Genomic DNA, 5,606 nt, shown 5'->3' on the forward strand with positions numbered 1-5,606 from the left:
CGCACGCACTGTTTGCATTTCGTTGTGAAACACCATCGCTGGAGCTACAGACATAGACAATACCGCATCTGTAGAGGGCGTGGTCAAAAAGTGAGAAACTGAAAGCGTCTCACTCAATTGTGGAGAAGGTTGTTCTTTATAAACTGGACGCACAATCATCTGATCGGCTAAAGAGTGAGAAGATTCTGAAACAGCAGTTTGTTGCTCTTCAGCAGAAAGAGGATGAGAACTGACTAGAGGAAATACCAGACGATTCTGATTTTCTTGAGAGGGAGATACAGAAACACTAGAGACATTCTGCGCTTCTCTTAAATGACGTGGAGGCCGTGGTTTAGCTGGTTGTTTTTTAGTAGGTTTACGAGAACCGGTATTTTTTCCTCTAGAAGAAGCACTTTGATCAAACAATGCAAGAGGAATCTTCGTTTTCTTGTTTACACACTGTGTTTCAGTATTCGAACGTGTCGTACTTTCAGAGGCAGAACTTAAATACCAAATTGTAGAATAACCACTAGAATCAGCACATCTTTCTCTCTTTCGTAAAACATACTGATAAGCTCCACCATCAACAGCTGTAATATAATTACCCGAAAGATCTTCCAGAGTAAAATTAGCGCCTCCAAATTTATTAGTAACTAAATTAATCTCTGTGGTCCAACCATTTTTCTGAGAGATAGGACCTGTAATTTCACGACCAGAATCTGCAACGCTTATTTTGTGATTACCTGAACCTTCATCAATCGACAAGTAATCACTTGCATCCCCCGTAGCACTAATATTGAATCGAAAATGCAAACTTCCTGAAAGTTTCTCAACATGAAGTGAAATATGTTGTGGATCATACGGTATAGAAGTAAAAATAATAGTCCCATCCTGCCCCCCTAAATCTTCAATTTCAATCTGAGGTTTTTCTCCTATATTCCGTTCACCAACCTCAAATATTGTTTCTTCAACTCTGTCCTGTATAGGAATTTTTTTCTTAGTCGTATGATTTGTCCTATCACCAGCGAATAAATAAAGTTCTCCGTGATCATTGACAATTACTTCTCCAACGACATCTTTTATACCAACATGGAACCATGACTTAGCAAAGTTGTTAACAGTCAGACCATCCACAAACCCTTCAGGATATACAACTTGAATAGCATGATCTTTCAAATTAGTAGCAAAAGATTCTCCTAACGCTAAGACGTGCTGTCTCCCATTTCCAGAGACCTCAGCATACATTGATTTTCCCCCCTCTTTTCTTTCTCCTGCATAAAGGTTTTGTTCTCCGTTATCTACCACTTTCGTATTCCAAACCCACGCTCCATCATACACATTCTGCTGTCCCACTGCTCCACTGCCACCAGAAACTGTGGATTTATATGCACTACTTTTTCTCTCCACGCTTATAAGATCAAGACCTTTTTCTTCATGAATAAACTGCTTACCTCCAAGGATTTTAGCATCTATTGCATTTCCTCCACGCGTAACTATTTGCATCCCTCCTTTTTCAATAGTGGCACCTACAGAAGTTGCTCCATTTTCAACAATTTCAACACCACCACCTTCGATCTTAACATTATTGTTGAAAAGGGTTGTAATCAGTGCTGAACCTTTTGGTACCTTCCCTCCACTTTCCACATTTTCTAATCTTTTTAACTCTTCATTCCTGTTTTCAACTGCACTTGCAACTTGTACAAAACAACTACTGATCATCAATACTGAAAAACTCAACTTATGTTTATACTGCATTATCGACACTCCACTCTCAATTATTTAGAAAAATATCCCACGGCTACGTAGGTAACTCGTCTTAGATTGTATCGTAATGTGTTTTATTTATGTTTATAAACACTTTTTAAGTGTATTTTTTAATATAAACAACTTTAGGTTGTGCTTCTATAAAAGCCACTAGAAAGTTCTAACTTACGGCTGAAAATCTTAATAAAATTCAAATTGTTTACTTGAGTTCAAGGAATAATTTTCAATATTTGAAGTTAGATGAACAAAATGCTCGTGCCTAACGAGGTCACGTCCTTCACGGAACACAAAACGCCATTGGATTGTACATTCATGCGCTTGTTTTAAAGAGACATCTCTCAACGCACCCAAACCCATTTCGCGACGTCATCCATGAATGGTATACCGGTAAAGCCATTGAGCCCCCAATCTTTACGCTTATGAAGAAGCGAGCCGATATCATCATACACTTTGCCATCCTAATGTTGTGACAGCCCTTGACACTAGAGAAGATTCATAAGAAACATTTTTACTCTTTTCTTATATAGTTTTTATCCACATGTTCATCCCGCTTGTGATGTGCTAGGCGAATAATTTTGATTGATTCAACATAAACAGATTTGGAATGAGAGAATCCTATGATACTCGGGACTCTCATTCAACATGCATAGAAATGAATTATTATTATAAATTCAGTATGTTGCCTTTAAAAGAGAGAGTATAAAGACATTCCTACTATTTGAGAAAGTCCCTATACTCTCGAAAAGACATAGCCGGGCGTTATCTGTTTAAGCTTGCAAAACAATTACATTTGTAAAATTAATCAGCCGTGTACACACATATTTAGAAACTATAGCGTAATCCTAAAATACCTTGAAGAGCATTCTTAATCTTATGTCCTTTTAGATAATGTGCTTCCGCATAAAGTGTTAGTTTATCATTGACCGTACCGTTTAAACCAATTCCCAATTTACCCGCACTGCCTGATAAATCTGTAATAAATTTATACTGCTTATTAATTGTCGTATAATTATTATTTATATTCTCACGCAACCAAGCTGCCATAATGTAAGCTGTTAATGAAGTTTCTGAATTCACAAAAAATTCATGTCCTGCAGTCAATCCAACTTCACTGCGGAATGAATTTAATGGGCTTAGATCACCTATCATTTCATTGGAAAGTTTTATTCTTTTACCTTCAACCTGCAAACCTGTTAGCTTGATATAAGGCTGCATCCAAGTATTCTGTGCCGGTTCAAAATAACAGCCAATCTCAAACGATCCACCTATCGCCCACTGATTGTAATGACTTTGAATAGCTAAACCATTCGTTGATATGGCTTTTAAATTATCTCGGTAATAATTATATTTCAAAACACCATCCATATACCATCCACGATGATCAAAATAAGTTGCGTAAGTTCCAATGCTATAAGAGCTCAAATCACTATCACCACCTCGTGCATGAGAAACACGTGCTTGATCATAACTCCCAAAACCACCAACATACAACTCTCCATGCCTTAATTCACTCAACTGATCAGCACCAAAGACTAAACCTGTCTGCCCAAGCTTAAAGTGTGTATGGCCTGTCGCAACACGTTCTCTGCTCTTAATCCCATAAGTCCATAGTTCGATATCTTTCTTATTTCTGTCCCAAATTTTTCTACCATTCCGTACAACTTGCAACTCATTATTAAAAATAAGTCCAGGGACTACGGACAACGTTAACACTGCATCTGTAGAGGGGGTTGTTGATGTTTCACCAGGAAAAAAAGGATCTGTCGGATCTGGCATAGAAGGCTCTGGTCCACTGAGGCGGTCTGCCGATAAAAACCAAACTTTCCCATTTTCATCCTTTCTTTCTTTCAAATCATACATATAAGTTCCACCATCAATGGCGTTAATTTTTTCACCCTTAAGATCTGTCAGCGTAAAATGCGCACCACCACTTTGATCCGTAATTAAATCACGCTTATTTGAAAAAGGATCCGTGATTTCAACTCCAGAATCAGCAACACTTATTGTATGTTTCCCAGCACCTTTCTCAACCAAGAGATAATCACCACGGTTATGAGCAATCGTAGTATTGAACGCGAAATGTAAATTTCCTGAAAGATTATTCACATGAAGCTGAGAATAATATGGATCAGAACCTGTAAACGAAAAAATAACACTCCCTTCACCACTTAATTTTTGTATCAAAGAACTTTTTCCATCAAACTCATCAGTAACAGAGTACAGTTTTGTATCTTTTCCATTTAAAATAATATCTTCTACTGTGGTGCGTTGTTGATCATTCCCAGCATAAAGATGGATCTGCCCAGAATGGTTTACCTGTGTCTTGCCTTCTAATGTTGCTCCAGCATGCACCCATGATTTTGTTTGATCATTCATTGTTAGATTCTTTACAGATCCATCAGTATATATTTCCTGAATAGCACTCTCATTTAAAGTGACTCCAATAGCCTGACCGCCTTTTAAGATACGTTGTTTACCACCACCAAAAACTTCTGTGTCAAATGCAAAACCACCATTTTTTGCACTTTGAGACTTTTTTCCAACCTCTTGGACACCCCCTCGCATAACTTTCGTATTCCAAACTTTTCCGCCATCATATACTTTTTGTTGGCCTAGTGTTTCATCTTGACCATAAATGACAGTATGAGAAGCACTACTCCCTTTAATCTCTCCTCCAATATCCCCCTCGCCGAAAACAAGCTGCTCACCACCATAAATTTTAGTCCCTTCTACTTTTCCTCCATTTCCAACACTTTGGTGTCCGCCTTCTTCAACAACAGCATTTTTCGAAAAACCTTGTTTTCCCTTCAAAGCCTGAACATTTTCAATTCCACCATGTTCAATTTTACTATTCTCACTGAGTCCTCCTGCATACACATAAAGCTCTGCACCATTCCTTACAGTGTTATTAATGGATCGCCCTGGACTATCAATCTCACCATCATTTGAAATGTATGCTTTACCTTCATTATCAAGGATATAATTTTCTAAAATTGCCCCATCTTTAATGGAGATAAGTTCAGGCTTTTTAAGAAACGCAGTATTTTGTTCTTGTGCATGATATCCAGCATTGTCACGATGACTACTGTCAAGTTCCTGTTGACTCGCAAACACTCTAGCACCCTTATCCATGATAAAATCGCTAGGCTTTTTCAAAAAGTCTAATTCATTGCGCGTTCTTACCATGGCATCATTAGAGGCTCCAAGTATGCATCTGCCTGTTTTCATATCCTCATTGTATTGATCTTGAAATACTTTATCATTTTCATAACTTGAAGATTGACAAAAAAGTGCTGTTCCCCCCTCATTTGCAGCAGCAGCTTGCACAAAACAGCTGCTCAACATGAGTATCCAACAATGTCGTTTCCATTTATATTGTAGAGCCATATCCTCCCCCCTTCACGCCTGCATAGACACTAAACGTAATTAGCTCTACAAAATATATTTTCAACCTTAGATTGCAACAATCCTTCTTAAAAATCCTCCTTATCTCATAAAAAACCGTTCTTTATAGTTTTTAAATACTTTTTTGATCAAGAATATAAGAGCGCTCTTATAGTGCTTCTTTAGCATTTTCTCGGAGTTTTCTTATCAAAGATAAAAAGTAATGCATAATCAAGTATATAAGGGTATACAGTTTATCATGAACAACGAAGCTGCGTGCTCTGAAAAATTGTTCTCTGAACCTTTAATTAAAGACCTTTAAAAACAATCATATATTTAAAGATAACTAAAAAATAACCATATACTTAGAAACTATAGCGTACACCTATAATTCCCTGAAGGGACTGTTTTGTTTTACGCCCTTTAATATAATGGGCCTCACCATATAACTTTAACTTCTCACTCACTAAACTGCTTAA

Annotated in this window: 3 protein-coding genes and 1 pseudogene; all 4 read right to left on the reverse strand. The window is 37.4% G+C overall.

Annotated features, from left to right (window positions below; genetic code table 11):
- Nucleotides 1-1,734 (reverse strand): pertactin-like passenger domain-containing protein (locus tag ACFIK7_RS02665; protein ID WP_375662891.1); only part of this gene is annotated, 1,734 nt, incomplete at its 3' end.
- Between the two features lie 258 nt (nt 1,735-1,992).
- A pseudogene (locus ACFIK7_RS02670) lies at nt 1,993-2,226 on the reverse strand (Arm DNA-binding domain-containing protein); the annotation flags it as partial.
- 339 nt (nt 2,227-2,565) lie between these two features.
- Nucleotides 2,566-5,130 (reverse strand): BafA family autotransporter, encoded by a 2,565-nt coding sequence (bafA, locus tag ACFIK7_RS02675; protein ID WP_375662892.1) that lies wholly within the window; start codon nt 5,128-5,130, stop codon nt 2,566-2,568.
- Nucleotides 5,131-5,492: 362 nt separating this feature from the next.
- The coding region (locus ACFIK7_RS02680; RefSeq protein WP_375662893.1) for an autotransporter outer membrane beta-barrel domain-containing protein at nt 5,493-5,606 on the reverse strand (114 nt) is incomplete at its 5' end.

Origin of the sequence: Bartonella sp. CL266QHHD (assembly GCF_042195355.1) — a bacterium.
Classification (GTDB): domain Bacteria; phylum Pseudomonadota; class Alphaproteobacteria; order Rhizobiales; family Rhizobiaceae; genus Bartonella.